Source organism: Rhodococcus sp. MPR-R1B (genome assembly GCF_058793255.1).
Map to the genome: position 1 here is coordinate 44,582 of NZ_JBXAFO010000030.1, position 20,111 is coordinate 64,692.

15 protein-coding genes are annotated in these 20,111 nt (G+C 61.2%); 3 read left to right on the plus strand and 12 right to left on the minus strand.

The annotated features are described in order from the left end of the window. Positions 1–2 precede the first annotated feature (2 nt). The 10 genes from AC1Q61_RS28095 to AC1Q61_RS28140 form a co-directional block, all read right to left on the minus strand. Entirely contained in the window at positions 3–572 is a 570-nt protein-coding gene (locus AC1Q61_RS28095; protein ID WP_064113442.1) for a hypothetical protein, read from the minus strand. Beyond that, complete coding sequence (locus AC1Q61_RS28100) at positions 569–2,929, minus strand: peptidoglycan DD-metalloendopeptidase family protein (protein WP_075835897.1); 2,361 nt, start codon at positions 2,927–2,929, stop codon at positions 569–571. Before AC1Q61_RS28100 ends, AC1Q61_RS28095 begins: the two co-directional genes overlap by 4 nt. A 378-nt stretch (positions 2,930–3,307) precedes the next feature. Further along, on the minus strand, positions 3,308–3,946 hold the full coding sequence (locus tag AC1Q61_RS28105; RefSeq protein ID WP_047269211.1) for a hypothetical protein: 639 nt from the start codon (positions 3,944–3,946) through the stop codon (positions 3,308–3,310). Next, complete coding sequence (locus AC1Q61_RS28110; RefSeq protein ID WP_125053000.1) at positions 3,943–4,269, minus strand: hypothetical protein; 327 nt, start codon at positions 4,267–4,269, stop codon at positions 3,943–3,945. The genes AC1Q61_RS28105 and AC1Q61_RS28110 overlap by 4 nt, the downstream gene beginning before the upstream one ends. Positions 4,270–4,376: 107 nt before the next feature. Beyond that, positions 4,377–4,940, minus strand: coding sequence for a hypothetical protein (locus AC1Q61_RS28115; protein ID WP_064113441.1), 564 nt, complete (start codon positions 4,938–4,940; stop codon positions 4,377–4,379). Positions 4,941–4,952: 12 nt separating this feature from the next. After that, complete coding sequence (locus AC1Q61_RS28120; protein ID WP_064113440.1) at positions 4,953–7,946, minus strand: hypothetical protein; 2,994 nt, start codon at positions 7,944–7,946, stop codon at positions 4,953–4,955. Between the two features lie 28 nt (positions 7,947–7,974). After that, positions 7,975–11,016, minus strand: a complete 3,042-nt coding sequence (locus tag AC1Q61_RS28125) for an ATP-binding protein (protein WP_064113439.1) — start codon at positions 11,014–11,016, stop codon at positions 7,975–7,977. Then, complete coding sequence (locus AC1Q61_RS28130) at positions 11,013–11,576, minus strand: hypothetical protein (RefSeq protein ID WP_157127678.1); 564 nt, start codon at positions 11,574–11,576, stop codon at positions 11,013–11,015. Before AC1Q61_RS28130 ends, AC1Q61_RS28125 begins: the two co-directional genes overlap by 4 nt. A 42-nt stretch (positions 11,577–11,618) precedes the next feature. Beyond that, positions 11,619–11,936 (minus strand): hypothetical protein, encoded by a 318-nt coding sequence (locus tag AC1Q61_RS28135; RefSeq protein ID WP_064113437.1) that lies wholly within the window; start codon positions 11,934–11,936, stop codon positions 11,619–11,621. A gap of 53 nt (positions 11,937–11,989) precedes the next feature. Next, positions 11,990–13,642 carry a conjugal transfer protein gene (locus AC1Q61_RS28140; protein WP_197494262.1) on the minus strand — a complete coding sequence of 551 codons (1,653 nt, stop codon included), beginning with the start codon at positions 13,640–13,642 and terminating at the stop codon, positions 11,990–11,992. Between the two features lie 250 nt (positions 13,643–13,892). Here AC1Q61_RS28140 and AC1Q61_RS28145 point away from each other — a divergent pair, with 250 nt between their 5' ends. Continuing rightward, positions 13,893–14,258: a hypothetical protein gene (locus tag AC1Q61_RS28145; protein WP_064113435.1), complete on the plus strand. Its 366-nt coding sequence runs from the start codon at positions 13,893–13,895 to the stop codon at positions 14,256–14,258. A 145-nt stretch (positions 14,259–14,403) separates the two neighbouring features. Here the strand turns inward: AC1Q61_RS28145 and AC1Q61_RS28150 are convergent, their stop codons facing one another. Further along, a complete protein-coding gene (locus tag AC1Q61_RS28150; protein ID WP_075835904.1) occupies positions 14,404–16,119 on the minus strand; it encodes a TraM recognition domain-containing protein in 1,716 nt (571 codons plus the stop codon). A 184-nt stretch (positions 16,120–16,303) separates the two neighbouring features. After that, positions 16,304–16,882 carry a hypothetical protein gene (locus AC1Q61_RS28155; protein WP_156519331.1) on the minus strand — a complete coding sequence of 193 codons (579 nt, stop codon included), beginning with the start codon at positions 16,880–16,882 and terminating at the stop codon, positions 16,304–16,306. Between the two features lie 268 nt (positions 16,883–17,150). Here AC1Q61_RS28155 and AC1Q61_RS28160 point away from each other — a divergent pair, with 268 nt between their 5' ends. Continuing rightward, positions 17,151–17,699: a hypothetical protein gene (locus tag AC1Q61_RS28160; RefSeq protein ID WP_047269201.1), complete on the plus strand. Its 549-nt coding sequence runs from the start codon at positions 17,151–17,153 to the stop codon at positions 17,697–17,699. Positions 17,700–18,021: 322 nt separating this feature from the next. Beyond that, on the plus strand, positions 18,022–19,854 hold the full coding sequence (locus AC1Q61_RS28165) for a hypothetical protein (protein WP_075835906.1): 1,833 nt from the start codon (positions 18,022–18,024) through the stop codon (positions 19,852–19,854). Positions 19,855–20,111 lie beyond the last annotated feature (257 nt).

Below are 20,111 nucleotides of genomic sequence, written 5' to 3' on the forward strand. Positions count from 1 at the left end.
CGTCACCGCTGCAAGGTCTGCGCCACTCTCCAACCATCGGGAGTGTTTTCCAGCGAAACGACCAGATAGATCGGTGCCAGTTTCTGCGTGCTGTATTGAGTACGTGTGGTCTGTTGCACCGTCACATATCGCAACGCGAAAGTGTCGTCCGGGGGCCTCTGCTGAGGTATGACCTGCGCTTGCGCCGATACGAGAGTATTGCTGTCCGCCCAACGATCCCAGGTGCGGCCAGGGCCCGTCGGTGGGTCGTAATTGTATGCGCCGGCGGCCATCTTCTCGTTGAGCAGTGGGGCAGCGCGGAGCATGGCGGCATTCTGGTTGAGATCCACCCGAGGCAGATACGTGTACATGGCCGCGATCGCGGCCTCCGCGACGGCATCAGGATCGTGAACGTCGATCATCGTGATGTCGATAGGCGACAGCGACCGGGGCAACTCCTCTGTGGGTGTGGCAGCCACGGTTGTTGTTGTGGTCTCATCTGGATCTGAAGTGCTCCCGTTGCTGCATCCCCCGAGAATCGGAAACATCAGAATCAGCGCTGCTGCCGAAGCGACGCGTAGTCGGTTTCTCATCCGTACCTCCGAATGTTTTCTGCTTTCGACAGGTCGAAGTTGTTGATGGACACGCTCTGTCCGAAGGTGGGTGCCTCGATGACTTTGCCGTCACCGACCCAGATCGCGACGTGGCCGGTTCCGTTGGAAAACACAGCGTCGCCAGGCTGAATGTCCTTGACGTCGATTGTCTTTCCTTGTGACAGCTGCGCCCAGGTGTTTCCCGTTGCCGTCGCTTTGCCGTTCGATGCCCGTGCGGTGGCGAACTCGACGAGTCCGGAGCAGTCGAACCCTGGCGTGCCCGGGTTCTCGGGATGTGAAATACCCATTGTCGGACCATTCGGGTCGCCACCACCCCACACATAGGGCTTTCCCATCTGGGTCATGGCGGCTTCAACGACGCCGCGGCCGAATTGGGAACCACCAGTGAAGTTGACCAACTGCACTTCGGAAGTTGGGGCAGTACCAGCTTGCGAGTACTTCTCGTACTTGGCGCGCACGCTTGGTACATACGCCTGGGTCTGCCCGTAGGGGGGCACTCCCCCGTATTGCATAACTGCGCCCTCACCCGCGTTGTATCCAGCGGCTGCCAAGTCGAGCAGGTCACCGCGGATCTCACCGCTGGCGATCTTCGGTTTCAAGAGGTCCGCGATGTAGCACAGGTAGTGCCCCGCAGAGAGAATCGAGTCGTACGCGTTGAATGGGTCCGGCGCATTGGGGGCTTCTTTCTTACCGTTCCGATCCAGGCCTGAGTCTTTCCCCATTGACGTCCATGTGTCCGGCATGAACTGGGTCATGCCCTGAGCGCCACCGGAATTGACGCCGTCCCCACCGCTGGTGACCAGCGGATTCCATCCGGATTCCTGCTCGATGATCGCCGCGATGAAGGCTGGCGGTATATCAGCACAGATCGATCCGGCTTCGGTGATGATCTGGACGTACTCGGGTGGCACCAGACCAGGTGCCAACCCCATGTTGACGACACCTGACGCACAATTTGGGTTCGTTGTGGCCGAGGTAAGCCGGGAAGTCGCTCCGGACTGTGCGTCAGCGCTGGTCCACAGGGCAGCAACGGTGTCGACAGCGGCCTGTTCCCACGACACGAACTGATCACGCAGACTTGCCCGTTCGGGCATGACACCGATGATCACGTCAGCGATCGGTTGAGTTGCCCAATCCGGATGGGCTTCGCCGTAAGTCTTCAACTTCCCGAAGAACTGCTTGGCCGCGTACTTCGGATTGATCAGATTGTCGATTTTCGAATCGCCAAGCGGGCGTTCGGCAAAAACGCCGACCGGTTCGTTGCCGTCGCGAGGTTGCGATATGAGATTCGTGGATTGGCCACTGAGCGCTGTGGCGATAACCGCGGCACGGCCGGCGGGGTCCAATCCTGATTCGCGTGCCGACGAGATCAGCGCGGCTACGTTGGCCTGTTGTTCGGTGTTGAGTGTTTGTTCCTGTTGTGCGCCGCCGTCCAAGGGGTACGGCCGCATCGCGGCGAGATCAGCTTCCGAAGCTTTCGAATCGGGGGCCCCGGTTGACGGCTGGGATTCGGACGGGGGTGGGGCGTTTGGTTGCGCGCTGGCGCCGTCCTGGAACTTCTTCAACCACGGCATCGGGTCGACACCTTGTCCGGCCATCCACCCACCCGGGTACATACCCAAGTGGAGGTGAGCGCCTGTGCTCCACCCTGCGCTGCCGACGTCCCCGATGTGCTGCCCTGCGGTGACATGATCGCCTGGTTTGACGAAAACATGCCCGTCGTACATGTGCCCATAGAGCGAGTCGACGATCTGACCACCGACGTTGTGGCGGATCACGATCCAGTTTCCGTACCCGCTCGCAGGTCCGGCCTCGCGGACCTCGCCATCACCGACCGAGTAGATCGGGGCACCCTCGATACCCGGTGCTGCCAGATCGGCTCCGTCGTGACTGTTTGTGCCGACCCCGATTTCGCGATATCCGAACGGACTCGAGACGACCATGTTCTTTTCGTCGAGTGGCAACCCGAGGACACCGGCCGCTCCCCCGGGCCCGCCTTGGGTGACCCGAGGAACTGAGAAATCGGTGCATGACCCGTTCTGCGCTGTGCCAGCGGCACCCATCGCTGCGGTGGTACCGCTCAGCAGTCCGAGGAACGACATGGAGACGATGAAGGTCAGAATCATCCACATCGAAATCAGCGCGACGGCGCCTCCACCGAACAGAACCAGTCGCTGCGTCTTCTTCTGTCGTTCCGCTTTGCTGTCCGTCGGTTTCGGGATGATCCGATACAGGAACGAGGCAGTGCCGCCTGTCGATGCTGCGAGGGCGGTCTCCACTGAGCGGTTGACCGCTTTGCCTGCAGTGTCTTTCGCTTTGCCAGCGGCGGCCTTCATCGACCCGGCGGGTCCATTGGGCTGTTCACGTTCTCCCTGACGGCCACGTCGCGGAGTGCTACCGCCGCGGCCAGCGGGTGTGGCAGTGTTTCCTCGTTGACCGGCGGGCCCGATCGGTGGTGATCCTGCAGATCCTGGTCGCCGGGCGCTGTTCGACGGTGACGGTGTTGCCGCGTTAGGTGGTGGCGGTGTTCTGCCGGCGGCTCGCTTCTGTGCCCCTGGTGCTGCACGGTCCCCGGTGGTGTTCCCCCCGACTCCGCGCGGGTTGCCTCCGGTTCCACCTGTTCTACGGCCGGCCGCACCTGCCGCCTTTTTTCCTCCGATTTTCCGTGCTCCGCCGGAGGACGGGATCTTCCGGATTCCTCCGTTGTCCGCCACTTACCTGCCCTCGCCAACAGTGGCAGCGGCCGGCGGAGAATCGGACCGGATCTCGACGGCACCTGTCACTTTCGGTTTTCCTGAACGCGACAGGTCCATGTGCACGTCGTAGGTGAGGATCTGTTCCTCTCTTTGGTCAACGCGCTGATCCATCCCGAGAATCAAGCGGCTGATCGTCACCCTTGTGACCGCAGACTTTCCATCCGGACTGATCGAGGTGCTGTCGACGCGCTCGACTCGAGAATCGAACGCCTTACGCTTCTCATTCCATGTCCAGGACCACATCTGGTTCACCGACGTCTGCATCTGTCCCAGAAATTCTGGCGATGCTGTTTCTTGCCAGCGTGCGAACCAGTCATCAGCAGGTTCGAAGTCCCAGGGAACGAACGTGGTCCACCCGACGATGAAACGTTGCGCAGTCGCTTCCGCCGCTTCGACGGAGTTCCCACGGATAGCTGTCGGTGGTGCGTACGGCGGCTCATACTCGTGCGGCGCCGATGGCTCAGCGCTTGTGGTGAAGCCAGGAATTGTTGCGGTGGTCGATGCGGACGACTCCGGGTGGTCCGCAGCTTGGCCGCCGCACGCTGTAAGGAACGCGCCCATGCACGCAATCGCGGCCGCGCGTCTGACGCTACTCATTGGCGTCCCCGTCGTCGGGTGACGCTGAATGCCCCGCGAACGCCACCTGCTGTCAGAGTCAGGACCAGCCATCCAGCTGCTGCCAATGCGACGATGTAGCTCGCGTGCTGCGCGATATCGGAGGAGAATGTCCACGCGGGTGCAATGCCAGCGATCAACGCCAACACGACTACGCGTGTAGGGCGACTTCTCCAAAATGTTTGCGCAGCAACCACGATGCCGCCAGGCGCAGCGGACAGCCAAGTCGCGATCGTCGCTGTAAGCAACTGACCGTACTGACCCCACGTCAGTGTTTTCTCTGGGCTCTTCGGCCTATCGTTCATTCGTACGCACCTCCGATAGCCCTCATTCTGGCGGTCGCGGTTCCGGTGACCTCCCTGCATGCCCGCCACCGCGCGATGGGACCGCTGTGGCAGCGGTTTTCATCCATCTACAAAGCGCCGCCCAGGAGCGCGGCGAGCACGACGACAATCACGACCAGGCCTATGACCATCGGTAACCACCGACTGCTGGGCACGCCGGCTATCGGGGGGAGATTCTGAACGAGTCCACGCAGGTTCATGGGATCGGATGCCCGGGCGTACTTGCTGCGAGTGTCGTCGTTCTCCTCGTCCTCTTCGGTCTGATGTTCTGCGTCCAAGGGCTCAGGTGCGTCCTGCCCGGCGACAGCGAGAACAAAGCCAGGCGGAAGGTCTGCCTCGATAGCGGCGCGTTGCGCCTGCAATACCTCTCGGGCTTGATCCGAGAGCTCCACGAGGGCAGCAGGATCGAGCGCGAGCACGACACGGCTGAGGGCGGTGCCGTCGTCGAAAGTCACCTGCAGTTCAGCCTCACGCGGATCGCTCTCGTCGTAGAAGATGCCGAAGTTCGTTCCGGCTACGGTCAACCCCTCTCGCCGGGTCTGCAGTGCAGCCATACGGGCATGCAGTTCGGTATCTGCGGGTATCGCGCCGTTACCGGGTAGCCGTGAGTCATCAGGGTTGTATTCGTTCATCGCTGCCTACTCTCAGTCGTTCCGGTTTCGAGCGCCGAGCATTGCTTCCCGGTATCCGGCCATGGCCTGCTCATGTGCTTGTCTGGTTTGTGCGCTTCGGACTGCTCTCGCACGAGCCCTGGACCCGGCACCTGCCAGGTTTCCGTCGCTCTGCTGAAGCCATCGATCTCTGGTCGCCGATGGGATTTGTCCGCCGTAGGTTCGCAGTGCCACACCACGGCCCGCATCGACGATGCGTCCGCCGGCTGTTCGCACGCCGCCCACGACTTGTCCGCCCAGCTGCTCGGCACCCGCGACGAGCGGGTTGTTTCGGACTGCAGCACCAGTGGCGGCCGCAGCGCGTCCAGCGCCACGTTTGACGCCTTGGACGACAGGCCGTGACAAGAATTCCGCTGCCTGCGCGGCCGCAGCAGCCTTCCCACCGCCGGGCTTCGTAGCGCTCCCCGACTGGCCTGAGCCTGACGGAGACGTTTTACCGGGGCCGGAAGCATTCGGCCTCGACGGGGACGGTCGATTGGGGCGACGCTGTGCGCGAGCAGGGCTCGCAGTCTCGTCTGTCTCGCCCTCCGCTTGCTTTCCACGTCCCGAACCGCCGCGTCGGCGAGCGGCCGCGGACATCACCGCTGCGGTGCTCAACGCTCCGAGAGCCGCACCTTGGACAGTCGAGGCAGCACCGACTTGTGCAGCACCTTCTGGCCGGGCCGCGGCTTCGATCTTCTTCATCGCAACCCACATGCACACCAGAACGGCGACGCTCCACAGCAGCTTGAAACCTGTAGCGACGCTAGAGGTGAACATGATTCCGAGCATGAACACCATCAACGTGCACAGAACGGAATAGACGGTGGCCATCAGCAGTGCGTAGACGATGTCGTCTATCCAGTTCTTCATCATTTTCGACTTGCCCGGGAACGCCGCCCACACGAGTCTCATCGGCCCGAGGATGAACGCCACCAGCAACATCACGTGCCACCAGAGGGCAATCAAGGACATCGCTGCGATTCCGATGGAAGCGATCACGGTCCCGAAGAGAGCCGAGATGGCTTTCGCGACGTGCGGCATAGTGCCGCTGCCGGAGAACGCTGACAACGCCGCAGCCGCCTCGTCTGGGGTGAGATTCGACTTCCCAACGGGATCGTTGCCGTCAGACCCCGATATCTTGTTCAGGCTCGCGGCTACGGCGTAGGTCGGATCGCAACTGCTGAGGGCTTCGAAGCTGTCATCGCCGTCAAGGCAATCGGCCCGGGCCCGGTCGATCGACGGGCCGCCGGTCTGGGCCAGCAGATAGGACCGCATGTCGTTGCAGCCGCGGTAGTTGTTGTAGCAGGGCAACCCGTCTTCGTCGCCGCTGCGGCTGATGGCCCCTTCACGGGCGATGGGATTGCCGAAGCGGTTCGGCTCGGCAGGGGGAGTGATCGGTTCCTCGCCGGCCTTGCCGAATTGTCCTACGGCCCACGGCTGGTAAACCAATGTTTCTGCGAGAACGCAGGAGGTGAATCGGTGACCAGGGTCGGTTGCTTGCGCGCCCGGAAGTGCTTGCGGTGCCTGGCACATCAGACCCTGTGCCTGCTGGTCCAATGTCCCGAACACGGTGTTGGCGATTGCGCTGCTGAGCGTTCCTCCGATGTGGTCTCCGAGAGAGGCGATCATGTAGAAGCCGTTGCCGTCCGGTTTGGCCCAGGAAGCTACCGCAACACCGCCGTACATGACCCCCGCGACCATCGCCACCATTGCTGTCAGGCCCGCGTCTTGGATCCCCTGGCGCACCCCGCCTGCACTCGCTGCCCGTACTGCCATGGAAATGGCGGCGATGAGAATCATCACGCCCGCCATAGGGATGAAAAAGTAGTTGTATAGATTAGAGACAACGGGTGAAACATTCTGGTACACACCCTGAATCGGGTTCTTCGCCTGCGCATATTCTTTCAAGGCGATAGTCGCCTGCAGGATGTACACGTTCCCCTGCATGATCAGATTCCCGACCATCGTGGAGATCCAGGGCATCATCGCGCACGATTCTTCGCCTTCGGCGTTCAACTGCCAGTTGACCCACTTGACGCCTCGAAGCCCAGAGATCTCGTAGAGCGTGTACGAATCCATCGAATGATCGGTGGCCGTTGCAGCACGGGTGAATTGCGTTGCGTCCTTGGCGAAGTCTGGAACCTCCCGATTCCGGTTCTCGACCTTGCCGAGGTTGCGGTTCGACAAGAACCCTTCTGGACCCGTCCCGATGCCTTGCCCGCCGAGGTCAGGGCGCGTGATCGAGCACACCACGTCAGACATAGCGCCGGATGCGGCGCCACCGATTTTGTCCGAGACCCAACTGATCGGGCTGGCTTCAGCTGGAATCGGATTCGCAACAGCGATGGATCCGAAAAGAACGACCGAGATCAAGCCGTACGCCGTCGCACGGGCCATCCGAGTGACCCACCGGCGGCCCCCTGTGCGCTGTGGCCTTACCCGGGTGCCCTTCCTGTCGCGCCAGAGAACGATCGCGAGAGCTCCGAATGTGCCGACCAGAAAGCCAATTCCAGAAACTGTCGTGCTCGGCCACACCACAGACAGAGGGAAGGTCGCCATCAAGGTGCCGTGCGCTACTGCGACGGTCCATCCGCGGTGCACACCCGGGGAGTGCAACACATACGTAACGGCGAGAACCGCCAGCAAGCTGATCGGGTAAAGGACGAGGAAATCGGTATGCACCATCGCGTACACCGGGCCCACTGCCGCAGCCAGCGACCCGATCAACCCGATCCATGTCAGGGTCGACAACAAAGCGCCGGTCGCCTGGGGTAACCGCCTGGCGCCGTACCAGATTCCTACAGCGCTGCCGCCGACGATGGCGAACGCGACCAATCCTCGTATGCCTGCGATCGAGAGCAGTCCAGCCACGGTGAACAGCGTCGCCAACGCGCCGACCACCCATTTTTCCAGTATTCGGCCGTATCGCGCGAAAAATGGATAGACCGCTGCCGGTGCCTGTGCCACCGTACTCAACGTCACCATGGGTGATCCTGTCGCTCGTCGATCATGATTAGTTGCTCAGGAGTTCAGCGAAATCGTCGAACTCATAGCTGTGGTGGTCGTCGACGTCGGCGACGGCGATCGCCTTTGTACTGACACCGCTCCGGACGTGGTCGCGGGCAAGCGGGTTGATGGACCAGTCCATCGCGTCCGCCGAGATCGGAGTCGACTGCGCGTGGGCTGAGATAGTCGCGTTCGTCTCGGATGCGTTCGCGATTTCGACGAGCATCTGGTCGACCTGAACGACGCTCACCCGATTGTCGACGTCACGCATCACACACACGCCGTTACCCAGGTCGCCGCCCTTGGTGAAGGGCAGCAACCTTTTAGCCAGGGCGTCCCACTCCCCCTCGTTTGAATCCGAACGCTCTCGCAACAGCGCCAACGCCGACTTGGCCTCCGCGGTGCCCTTCTGCATGAACACGAACACTGTTGAAAACTGATTTTGATCAGTCTCTGCGGCGTCGGTCATCGCCTGCTCGATCATCTGAATGTCTTTGGCCTGCTGGGAGATGAACACGACGACAAAGTTCAGTGACCGGCCCTGGCGCAGAGCCCTCGAGATCAGTTCGCGTCCAGCCTGAATCGACGTCACGATGTATGCCTCGTCGATAAACAGAGCCCGAGGTCGACGCCCCCGCCGCTTGGAATGCGGACTGACCGATTCCGTTACGTCACCGAAGAAATTGTTGATCCGGTGCAAGGCTGTGAAAATGGCTGCTGCAGCCTCACGTTCAGTATCGCTCCACTCCGCAGCAGGCTTTTTCGGGTCGGGCGGTGTGAACCGGAAAAGTGTGATGACAGTGCGACGTTTCTTGATGCTTCGGAAGCCAACAGACCTGTCTGCCTGGCCGAACAGCAGACGCGAGTAGGGATTTACGGAGGCACCTTCCAGCCGCGACTTCAACCCTTGGAGGCGTGACAACTCGTGTTTCGCCGGCAGCCGTGACGACCAGTCCGTATTGCCTTCGCCAGCGGCCTCGGAAAGGGTCTCAATTTCTTCGTATAGCGACGCCGACAGTTCCGTCAAGGTCGGAATGTAGCTCTCTCCGCTGCTCTCAGCACTGCGGTAGTGCTCCTTCATCGCATAGAAGCCCTGCTCCAAGCGATCCCGATCCGAACGGTCAGGAATCAGCAACTCGAGCTGCGCACGGGCCAGCGCTTCACCGTCCTCGTAGGTGTCGGTCAAGGCCCACGCGCACAGCATTCCTCGCGGGCCGCCGAAGAGGTCGACAATGTCAGTTTCGTCCCAGAACTCTCGGTTGATCGGCTGAAACTTCGACTCAGGAGTGCCGAGAGTGCCGGCGCGGGCGTGGTTGGCGAAGTCGGGGTCGAGAACTTGCGGACCGAACGAGATGTAGTAGCAGAATCTTTCGATGTCATTCTTCGGGTCGGCGGCCACCACCTGAGTGCCTGACTCTGACATCCAGAAGAACAACATCAGCGCGAGGGCAGATTTGCCGCCACCGGATGCGCCGATGATGCCGATTCCCGCTCCGTTGTTACGTGCGACCTGCACGTGGGGATCGAAGTGCACGACTGCGCCGTTCTCCATGCAGTACCCGATGGCGACGCCGCGCCACCCAAGTACCTGACCGTTGCGGCTCACTTCCACTGCGTCCCCGACGCTTGGTGACGAGTCGAGCCTGGCCAGTGCAAGCGCTTCGAGGTTCGTCCACCGGGTACCGAGGTCGTATCCGAGCGTGTCGTCGCAAAGGTTGACCTTGCCGACGTAGGTCGGATCAGGGTCACCCGGGATCTGCTCGCGCAGAAGCGCATGCTGGATGTTGAGCGGGACGTGCAGGGTGAAGTCGGTGAATGCTGCTTGCACGTCCTGGACGGCTTTGGTGAGTTCCTTTCGGGAGGGGCACGAGATGGTCAGTCGTAATTGCCCGATCATCGCGGGTGTGGGTTCGATGTCTAGTTCGCGTTCGAGGTCCAAGGCGTCGCCAAGCACCTCGGAGAATTTGGCGTCGTCGATTTTGCCTGCGCCACCGCGGTCTGTCGCTTCATCTTTGATGAGTCCGATACGACGTTTCGCAAGCTTCTTCCAGGCCTCTGATGTCATGAGCTTGTAGCGCCAGCTCACCTCGACCTGAAATGGCATCGCACGCAGCGCACGTCCCCATGCGCGGTGATAGTGGAACGGCAGGACGGAGTCGCCATCGGCGATGACTAGGGTCGTCGTGTAACTCTTCCGAGGCTCGTCCGTTTCAGGGAAGGGCTCTGTGATTTCAACGCAGTCCGTCAGATTGTGCGCGTCGAAATCGACGATCTGATCGAAATATCCTGCACGCCAAGGTCGTGTGGACTGATAGTCGCGATCAGTCGGTGGTTGAAAATGTCCGTAGAGGGGTTTACGAGTGAGCCAAACCAGATCAGCTCGCGTGACCAATTCGGCACCGGACGCAGACAGCCGTCCCAACAACGTGTCGACAGCGTCACGAAATGGGTCAAGATCACTTGACCGGAAGTGCTCTTCGGCGACGTGGTCTGCCTTCCCAAGGATCAGCGTCATCGGATCAGACATGCTCGGGCCTGAGAAAGTTCCCAGCCGAATCATCAGGACCCGCCGTGGTTCTGGTGTGGTCTCGGAGATGTGGGGGGCCACTTTTTTGGTCGTCAACGTCTGAAACATTTTCGACGGATCCCACATCGCTCGATCGAGTTCGTCTTCCCAACGGGAGGTGTCGACGGGCTGATAGCGGACCAATTCGTGGCAGATCAGTGATGCGTCGCGGCCTTGTTCAGCTTCGACCCACATGAGGAGTTGCTTGTAGAAATCGGTGGATCGGTCGAATGCGAATTCCTGCTGAGTGCCTGAGGTGAAGTCGTCACTGTTTCCAGGGAGAATCACCCCTGTCCACATGCCGTCACCGATCAGGAACAAGCCGTCCTCTGCGTAACGCACACCGAGACGCTGGCGATCGGTACCCCGTTTGGGGGCCTTCGACTTTTTGCCGCCCTTGTTGGTGAGCCATCGATTCGCGACCCAATAGCTGAGGCCTGCGAGGCAGACTCCGACCAACGCCATGATGATGAGGATCTTCATGGTCGCGTCTCCTGACCGTAGTTTGTTGAACTTGATGTTTCGAGTAATTGATCGAAGGTGACTCGCGCTTTCCGCTTCGGGAAGAAATCGCCGGTACCAACGGGTTTCGGGTCATAGACCGGCCGTTGCAGGGGTGTGTCGAGATTGACCCGCGCCCATTCAGGACGCCAGATGACCGCGGTCCACTCCAACTTTCCGGGGTTCTTATTCGATGTGCCGCCTGAAATCAGGTCGGGATTCTTGAAGATCCTCGCCCAAGACAGCCGAACGAACTGGAAAGGCGATTCGTGGCTACTCCCCCACTTCCATTGGGACAATACATAAGTCGCGGCGAAGACGACCAACGCTCCGACAACAACAGTGAGAAATGTCTTTCCGATAGCGAATCCGATCGGCAGCAAAATGACGCCTGCCACCGCTGCCGCCGACACCGACACCGCTGCAAGCTGCCCGTCGACACCGCCGATCGACGCAAGGGAAATATCTTTACCTAACTGCCACATGCGGTTTCGGTGATTCATCACATGTGTGCGGTCAAGCGCCTCCCGCCCTTCGGGCATATTCGTCCTCCGCTGCCGTTGTCGTCCGGTTTGATTTCTATGTCACTCGACTTGGCTGTTGCCTGCTCCGCCGCCACCGTTTCCGGGCACCGACTCACCGGCCTCGACCATGTATCCGATGAACAGGGGTCCACCGCCTAGGACCAGGCCTGCGGCGAGCACGCCAAGCAGCTTCTGAATGCTCGATCGCCACCCGCCTTCTTTCGCGGATGCCACGGCGATCATGATTGCGATGACGATCATCATCAGCACGAGCAGGGCGCCACCGATGACCTTCAACATGGTCGATAGATTTCCGATGGAATCGGTGATTCCGCTGGCTCCCTCAGCCACGACCAGGACGGTGCTGTGTGTTCTCATGGAACTTCCTTTCTCCTCTGCCGGCGTCTACCGGAAGTGTTTGTACGACCGGCCTATTCGCCGTCGTTGGATCCTCGGGTCGAGGCAGCGCCGGGCACGAGATCGGTCGCCGATCCCAGGCCGGATCCACTACTCGCTGCGCCCTCACGGTCGACAAGACCCGCGCGAATGTCGGTGACTAGCCACTTGCCCGAGTTTCGGACGACGTCGACGCGGTATCCACTGGCCTGCATCGACTCAGATGCCGGAACATTCCATGTGACTCGAACCTCGGCGACTGCGATGTCCCCGTCTTGGTAGACGATCGCTTGATTCGACGCGGTGTTGGTGGCGCGCGGTGATCTCACCGTCACCTTCTCGATCTGCGGCTTCGTCACGACACCACCCAGACCGGTTCGTGCTCGCGGCCCGGCCGTATCTGCGAGGACGAGATTGAGCTGGCCGGCGTTCGAGGCGCCCCATGCGGAGAAGAACGGAGCCAACAAAGAGTCCTTCACCTGGCCTGCGAGTTGCATATCCTCGGTCAGCTTCGCCTTCGCCGGTGGTGGGTTTTCCAGGCGCATCGGGGCGGACACCCCGACGTCGCCGACTATCCGTAAGTCGTTGCCGGTCTTGCCGGATTTCACCCAGACTGGAACGGACATGGTTTGGTATTGGCCATCCGCCATTGAAACGATGAATCCCAGGTAGGCGGCCTCACCGGTGGCGAATTCCGTGATAGGAGTTACGGTCCCGTCCCACGCGATCATGGTGGGTTCTTGCTGCAGGCCACCTGATGTCCAGCCACATCCGGGTGCGGTTCCCGGCGTTGACATCGCTTTTAGGAGTTGTTCTCGCTTTTTCACAGCTTCGACGTCGCCGTGGGTCAAGCACACTGTGAGGTATTGCTGTGCAAATGCTGTCGCCGCGTTGGTGGGGAAGGTGGTGAGTCGATATGCGGCAGCATCGGAGGGCGAGATTGCGCCTTCGGCCGGCACCGCCGAACGCCCGACGGTGACACCGATGATCAAACCGACAACCGCAACGAACGCGAGGGCTGAGCTGCTGAGCGCCAGCGCTTTCCGGCCGCGGTATCGACTTCCGAGGACACCGGACTTGCCGACTTTGGCGATGTCGAAGTCGACGAGCTGAACTCCGTGTTGGTCGTACAGATCAGGTATTTCGTCTGTTTTCGCTTTGCTTCGAGGTAGCAGCGAGGAGCCCCTACCGAACCAGCGCTTCTTCGTGGGGGCCTTGTCGGTGTTCTCTCCGGTGGCAGCGCTGTCCACAGCGGTGTCGGCATCCGGGTCAGTGACCCGACGGCCAAGGTCGTCGACGAAGATTCGTTTGCCGGCCGAGTCCTGCAGCTCGTTTCCTGCCTCGTCGGACGCTACGAACACTCCGTCGCGGTGATTGAGCATCCACTTGTAGACACGCTCGTCACCGTCGTAGTCCCAGTTCGGGTTTGGTGCGATTGCAGATTCGAGCACGGGTGCCACAACGCTGGCGTGGTCCTTCTCCATACTCGGCCGGTGCATCTCATCCTGCGAAACTGGTTCAGGGCTTCTCCCGAGCAGCTGGTCGACACTGGCCCGAATGGAATCTCGTGCGGGGTTGTACATGCCGTAGATACGACGCACCGGGATCCGCTTGTCGTCGCGTGCGGGATTGAACCCGTCTGGCAGAACAACCGCGAGCCGGCCATCCAGTTCGGCGTCTTGCGACACACTCGCCCCTTCCGTCATGATGAGGCATCACTGCAGGTAAAGGCATGAATTTAGGCCCTCTGTCTGTGATGCAACTCCGATGCTGGAAACGATAGAGGACGGTGTTCCGGTCATCGCCGGATTTTGTAACTGCCATCCCTCATGCAGAGGGGGCGGCTGCGGGTAACACGCGATTCCGAATTCCTTGACCTGCGGTTCTTGCCTGCACGAGGCAGGCTGCCTCGCTTGAGGTGATGCGGCGTGGCTTCTCTTGGCGCTCGTTCTCGGCATCACGCTCGTATCCTTCAACCGCGCGGATTTCGTTCCGACGAACCCGGCGGCCGCGCGGGCTGCAGCAAGCGCATACGACGCGATCAACCCAGGGAGTGAACTTCCGCATGCGATCACGGCAAACGAGGACTGCGCCAACTACCCGGACTACCCGTGCTTCAATCCTGTGAGTTTTGCACTGACAAACGTCATTCCGGCATCGAACTCGAACTTGCGACCTGATTGGACAACGAGCTCACAGGCGTCAGTCCTCGTGACCTGGCGGTTTCCGGTCCTACGGATTTCCTCCTGGATATTCACCGCGATCCTTGTCGCTGGAGTGACCGGATTGCTTCGGAAGACGTGAGGCTGAGCGGGCAACGCCTCATGGAAGACGGCGATCCTCGCAACTGCTGGTGCGCAAGACTTTCCGGCGGAGGGATCGTGAATGGTATGAGATCAGTAGGGCCCAGCGTCGAAGGCCCGGGCCCTACTCGGCAAAGAACGCGAGGTCAGCGATCTCGCGGGTCAGATGCGATCAGGGCATCCCATCCAGCGGGGTCGGGCGCGGGTGGCACATCTTCGTAGACGTCAACGGTGGCGCCGGCATCGTAAGGGTCGGCGTAGAGATCTTCCGGTGGCGGCTCACTAACAGCGGAAACGTCCGCCGTGAACGATGTCGGTCCGGCCTTCGGTGTTACATCCACCTTCGCATCGGAATTGTCGACGATCTGATAGAGAAGCGAATCCGGCTTTGCCAGTTCGGCGTTGAGCCCTGCGCCAAGTTCGCGGGCAGCGTCACGCATCTGTTGGATCACTTCGGGATCAGCGTCGAATGGGTTGTAGCCATGGGCTGCTTCCAGGACTGTCACCATCTCCAGCACCTCGTACCAGTTGTTCGGGCCTTCCGGCGCGGTGGTGTGCACGGACTGCAGTTTCGGATCTTTGGTCACGAACAGCATTTCCCGCTGGTCTCGGTCCAAGGCTTGTGCGGTGCCGACCGGGATGCGATTCTCCTGTTGCTCGGCGCCACGCACCTTCTTCGATTCCGATGCCCCAGTGAACAAACGAAAGCGATTGTTCGACACTGATGTCTCGTTCGTTGCGTACTGCTTGGTGACGGACCCTGAGAAGTCGGATACCTCCTCGTCGTCGTCGCGACTTCCGATCTGCAGTACAAACAGGTTGGCGATCAGCCCCAACAGTCGTTGCAACCACACTCCCTTCCCATCATCGATCGTGCGGATGTCCGACAGGGACTGGGTGGATACGACAACACGAATGCCGACGTCGGCGCTCTTGTTGATCAGGTTGATCAGGGCCTCCGCTGATGCTTGATTCGCTGCTGAGCCGAGTTCTTCGATCTGTACGACGAACGGTGGCCACGGGGTGCTGTCGGCACCGCCAAGAGGTACACCGAGGAATGCGGCTACCGCAGCCTGCCGACCTCGTAGGGTCGCCACCGCATTCTGCAGATCCAGCAGGATCATCGTTCCCATCATGGCGGCGAAATCCGGATAGATCTGCGCGGGCAAACTGAAAACTACGATTTCACCGCGCAGAATCGCACGAATCAGGTCGATTTGACCGGCAGGCGCTCGACCGGTGCCGAAGGTTCCGGGATAGAACGCCGAGGAATTGACGTAAGTGGAGGCCAGTTCGCGAGTGGAAGAGACGGCTTTCGCGACAATGCTGCCTGATTTCTTCAACTCCGCGCTGACCGCCTGCACCCGTCCGCGAAGCGAGTCGATCCGAACCTCCGCATCACGTACGGACAGGTGCGGGTAGTACTTGAGCACTGTGCCGATGCTGAGTGCTTGTGCTTGCCGCTCCAACTCCCCGTCGGTCGCCGTCGACAGCATCTTCGTCAGCACTTCCAGCGAAGAGATGCGGGTCTTGCCGTCTTGGCCAACAGTCCTGTCGAAACCAGTCAATGCTGCTATGTTCCAGGCTAATTCGCTGACCTCCTGCGCTGACCTTAGGTAGGCGGCGGCGTCACCGTCTCGCGGTACGGATTTGAGAAACATCTCGGCTTTGGACTTCCCATTGCCCCGCGCCAATCCGTCATAGCGTGCGGGGACTGGCGGCGCATAGGGATGCAGTTGCGGGTACTCGCCGCTGCCATTGGGCGGAAGCAGGGAGAAATGGAGGAACGATCGGCCCTCTTGCTGTGCGAGCCGGGCCTTCTCCTTTACGACCGCGTCGTCGCCTTTGTAGTCGATCGTCACCGAACCACCGCCAAAAGTCCGAACTTGCTGGTCGCTGATCGACGACGCCAGTCGGGTCTTACCCGTGCGGGATCCGCCGACGATGAGCGTGGCGTTCTTAAAACTATTGAGGGGGCGAAGTACTGGCTGCCCGTACCGTCCGAGGCCAACTGCGACAACCGGCCCTAAGCGAGATTTCCACATATCAGCCCCTCAGGTAGTGCCCGGAGGCAACTTTGTTTCGTTCGATGTCACGGCGCCGACGATCGAGGATCCCCACGGGCCGCATGTTGGAGTGCTCCGCGCCTTCGATTCGGCCTCTTAGTGCGCGTGGGCGGCTACGGAACAGCACGATCAAGACGGCGGCGAGCGCGAAACCTACTGGCACGCCGAACCACAACTGGGTCCAGATGACGTGCAGGATGCTCATGTCAGCATTTGCCCGCGACCAACCGAGTAGGCCTGAACTGTCTGGCGGTAGATTTGCGGCCGGCGTATGGAGCCAGATCCGGGTGGTGAAGGACGTCGACCAGTACAACCAGGTAGTCAGGGAGAAGCCAGCGGCGGCGATGCCGATGATGGCGGTCACCGCCGCCCATATCGTCCACATCTTGACTCGGACACGCCGGATCTCGAATGCCAAGACTGCGAACACGATTGCCACGACAACGCCGGGAACCGCGGCGAGAGCTGCGAGGGCCAGCACCGCTGCAATCAACCGTGCCTGTGCGTTCGAACTCGACCCCGATTCCCGATCGCTGTCCGCGCCAATCGTTTTACCCATGAATTTGCGAACCTCCCGAATGCGGTGTGTCTCCGATTTCGCGATCATTCCACGAGGGGTTCCGGTGCCTGGCGGATTCGCATCGCTGCTGGTCCGCCTGTGTTGAGGGGCCGGGCAATTCGTGCCGCACTCTCACGAACCATTTTCAGATAATGGTGTGTCGCTGCAGCCCGCAGCGGAAATCAACCCATAGCCTTATCCGAAAGGTGTCGGCAGTGATGTAAAGTCACCGACATCGGAGATGAAACCACCATCTGAGAGGCGTGCCATGCCTGCAAATTGCAGCGCGGCCGGTAGCCGCGGACGACCGTCCAAGGGCGACCGGCAGTTTATTGCCACCCGCGTCCGCGCGGATGTCGATTCGTCGATCCGATCCATCGCCGACAACACCAAGACCCCGTTCGGTGACGTCGTGGGCACCATGCTGCTCATCGGCACCCGACACATCGACCAGTTCGACGAAGTCTTCAGGGAACTGCTACCGCTGACACGCACCACTGTCGACGGCCAGGTGCAGTTCGACCCGAGCGCCCATGACGCCATCACCAGCATCACAGGCCGCGCTCCGACCCCCGTCGAAACCCGCGCCCGAGAAATCCGCTCCGCGCTCTCCCCTCACGGGAAGATCCCGATGATGCTCGTGTTCTCGACGCTCCTGACCATCGGCGTACGCAACTGCGAGGGCGATGCCTTCACCGGTGCGCTCGCCGACATGTACGAACTCGCACTCGACCCGAAGCTCGCACGCAAGATGCTGAGTGAGAGTTCGATTCCCCGCCGTCTCGAAGAGCAGGGGGTATTGGCGCTGGCTATCTAGTCTCTGCGCCGATGACGGCGCCCCAATAACTCAATATTAGGGCACCACAGAATCAAGCATCTCAGGGGCGAAAACACACCCTGACATGCACGAAACCCCGCTCTTGCAGGAACGGGGTTTCGAGTATTCGAGTTAGGTCGGCCGAGTTGGAGCTCGGTGATCCGACATGGTGTCCCTCCCACCAGAAGGGACTCACTTGCTACGTGATGTCCAGGGTACAAGCACGCCCCGGTGTGCGTCCACTTCCCTGCCCAATTCGGGCGGGTCGGTCACACCTACCGACCCCGACAACTGCACATTCGCTACCACCGTTTTCGACACGGTGCGCCGCTGGTCGCCGCGCCTCACCATCCGCGTCGACACCGCCGGCGAACACACCTACGCCCCCACCCGGATGCCTTCCCAGGCACCGGAGGTGCCGTGGGCTCTCTACCTCGCAGACTCGCGCGGCCGCTTCCGGCTGCTGTGCCTCGACTTCGACGACAGGCAAGGTAACCAGCCCGGCGCTGCACGCAGAGCCGCCGAACAAGTCAGTCGTCGACTACACCAACTCGACACCCCACACCTACTCTGCGCCTCCGGCGGCCGCCACAGTCGGCACCTGTGGATCCGACTCTCCGAGACCGTCACTGCCACTCAAGTTCGTTCACTCGCAGCGGCGTTCACGCAGAAGTACAAAGACACCTTCGACGCCTCCGGCCTCCTCAACCCCACATCCGGTTGTGCGCGCGCACCTGGATCACCCCACCGCTACGGCGCGCCATCACAGCCACTGAGAACCGCCGGCCGAAACGCCGCCGCCGCACTTGCGTGGGCCGACACCGGCGCTGACCCCAGCGTCGTCGACAACCTCACCGCATGGGCGGGCGGCACCATGCCAGCTTCCACGCGCACCGACCGCCATCGCGATTCCGTCACACTGACGAAACGGCTGCGGACAATCGACTGCACCCGCGGAATGATCCCCGGCACCACACGACCACTCCCCGAACACATTCGGGCTCTCGCGAACACCGCCCCAACCGCATCCGCCGACACGTCCCGAATCTCGTGGTCCATCATGTTGTCTGCCGCGCACGCACACTGGTCCCTCGACGACATCACCGCCGCGGCGCTCACCGACCAACTCCCCGGACTCGAACACCTCCGCACTGAACCTGGCGGCGCCGGATATGGCGGCCGCAGAACACGGAAGACCCCCCACGCTCACATCGCACACCAGTGGGAGCGCGCCCTGAACGCGGTAGCAGCCGCACCAGCTACTCCCAAGGCCGACGTCCTCAGTCATGCACGCAAACACGTCCGTGCCGCGCTGGCGGCCGCCGAGAACACGCCATTCTTCCGTGGATCTGCACAAGGCTTCCGCCGGTGGGCAGCACTCGCAGTGATCGCAGACCTCATGTACCGAGCTGACAGCACGGACGACTTCGAGCTCGACGTACGCCGCTGGGCAATCGCGGCCGCCACTACCAAAACTATCCTCGCCGCCACGGTCTGGGAGCTCATAGATGCCGGCTGGCTCGTAAGAACCCGCCCACATTCAGGCCCGAAGGCCGCCGCGTACCGGTTAGTCATACCTGCAGTCCAGAAGGTCGGACACAAGGTTACCCACCCCCTGCCCCCCGCTCCGGAACACGCTCTCGAGCGGTCCCGGGCATACCTCAATCACTTGGGTCGTGATGTCTGGCAACACCACAAGCTCGGACCTGTAGCCGCGATGGTCCACTGGACCCTGAGCGTTGCCCCGGAATTGTCTCGGGCTCGGCTCCGACATACGACGGGCGTTTCGATCGACGTGTTTGAGGGAGTTCTGACCGCGCTGACGGCGAATCGTCTGATCCATCGCGGGCAGGCGGTGAACCGCGAGCGCGTGTATGCAGGTGTCGCAGGCTATCTGGGTGTCTCAGGGATGCTCGAACGTAGACAGACCAGGTACCGCCGCGAGTCGAAAGTCTGGGCGTGGTGGTGCAGTGAGATCGAATGGCGCGCAGCACCAGCGACGGCGAAACCGTCCTCTCCGGTGCGAGATCTGTACGGGCGCTTCCCGACCTATAGCGGCGGGCACTGCGATTGGTCAGCCGCAATGCGCCGAGTCGCGGCTGTAGAAACACAATGCGCGAAGGCCTCGACACACACAACTACGAGCACACCGTAAGACCCACCAGCGGATGAGTGCCGCAAGTCCGAACGTGAGTTCATACTGTTGGGCAGACACCGAGAAATCGAAAGGAGAGACAAGATGGCATCAACGATCACAACCGCGAACGGATCGAAGATTTACGGCCCAGGAAAACTGTCGGAAGAGCGGCTGCAACACGAACTAGCCTTGCGCCGGTGTCAATGGCCACGAAGTTCTCCCCGTAGGCGGCCAGTAGTTCTCCCCGCTGGTGGCCACGGGTTCTCCCCGGTGGC